Raw genomic sequence first — 1,633 nt, 5'->3', positions numbered from 1 at the left:
CAAAGGCAGGTTCTTTAAGGTAAGGAGGTGATCCAACCGCAGGTTCCCCTACGGTTACCTTGTTACGACTTCACCCCAGTCATGAATCACAAAGTGGTAAGCGCCCTCCCGAAGGTTAAGCTACCTACTTCTTTTGCAACCCACTCCCATGGTGTGACGGGCGGTGTGTACAAGGCCCGGGAACGTATTCACCGTAGCATTCTGATCTACGATTACTAGCGATTCCGACTTCATGGAGTCGAGTTGCAGACTCCAATCCGGACTACGACGCACTTTATGAGGTCCGCTTGCTCTCGCGAGGTCGCTTCTCTTTGTATGCGCCATTGTAGCACGTGTGTAGCCCTACTCGTAAGGGCCATGATGACTTGACGTCATCCCCACCTTCCTCCAGTTTATCACTGGCAGTCTCCTTTGAGTTCCCGGCCTAACCGCTGGCAACAAAGGATAAGGGTTGCGCTCGTTGCGGGACTTAACCCAACATTTCACAACACGAGCTGACGACAGCCATGCAGCACCTGTCTCAGAGTTCCCGAAGGCACCAATCCATCTCTGGAAAGTTCTCTGGATGTCAAGAGTAGGTAAGGTTCTTCGCGTTGCATCGAATTAAACCACATGCTCCACCGCTTGTGCGGGCCCCCGTCAATTCATTTGAGTTTTAACCTTGCGGCCGTACTCCCCAGGCGGTCGACTTAACGCGTTAGCTCCGGAAGCCACGCCTCAAGGGCACAACCTCCAAGTCGACATCGTTTACGGCGTGGACTACCAGGGTATCTAATCCTGTTTGCTCCCCACGCTTTCGCACCTGAGCGTCAGTCTTTGTCCAGGGGGCCGCCTTCGCCACCGGTATTCCTCCAGATCTCTACGCATTTCACCGCTACACCTGGAATTCTACCCCCCTCTACAAGACTCTAGCCTGCCAGTTTCGAATGCAGTTCCCAGGTTGAGCCCGGGGATTTCACATCCGACTTGACAGACCGCCTGCGTGCGCTTTACGCCCAGTAATTCCGATTAACGCTTGCACCCTCCGTATTACCGCGGCTGCTGGCACGGAGTTAGCCGGTGCTTCTTCTGCGGGTAACGTCAATTGCTGAGGTTATTAACCTCAACACCTTCCTCCCCGCTGAAAGTACTTTACAACCCGAAGGCCTTCTTCATACACGCGGCATGGCTGCATCAGGCTTGCGCCCATTGTGCAATATTCCCCACTGCTGCCTCCCGTAGGAGTCTGGACCGTGTCTCAGTTCCAGTGTGGCTGGTCATCCTCTCAGACCAGCTAGGGATCGTCGCCTAGGTGAGCCGTTACCCCACCTACTAGCTAATCCCATCTGGGCACATCTGATGGCAAGAGGCCCGAAGGTCCCCCTCTTTGGTCTTGCGACGTTATGCGGTATTAGCTACCGTTTCCAGTAGTTATCCCCCTCCATCAGGCAGTTTCCCAGACATTACTCACCCGTCCGCCACTCGTCACCCGAGAGCAAGCTCTCTGTGCTACCGTTCGACTTGCATGTGTTAGGCCTGCCGCCAGCGTTCAATCTGAGCCATGATCAAACTCTTCAATTTAAAAGTTTGATGCTCATTGAATTAAACTTCGTAATGAATTACGTGTTCACTCGTTGAGACTTGGTATTCATTT

The 1,633-nt window shown here is 53.3% G+C and carries 1 rRNA gene; it reads right to left on the bottom strand.

Features of this window, described 5'->3' with window-relative positions:
- Positions 1 to 20 precede the first annotated feature (20 nt).
- A 16S ribosomal RNA gene (locus tag C5687_RS24165) occupies positions 21 to 1,560 on the bottom strand.
- Positions 1,561 to 1,633 lie beyond the last annotated feature (73 nt).

It is taken from the genome of Enterobacter sichuanensis, assembly GCF_002939185.1.
Classification (GTDB): Bacteria; Pseudomonadota; Gammaproteobacteria; order Enterobacterales; family Enterobacteriaceae; genus Enterobacter; species Enterobacter sichuanensis.
The sequence above is the reverse complement of the archived record's forward strand: the minus strand, read 5'-3'. Positions and strand labels throughout refer to the sequence as shown.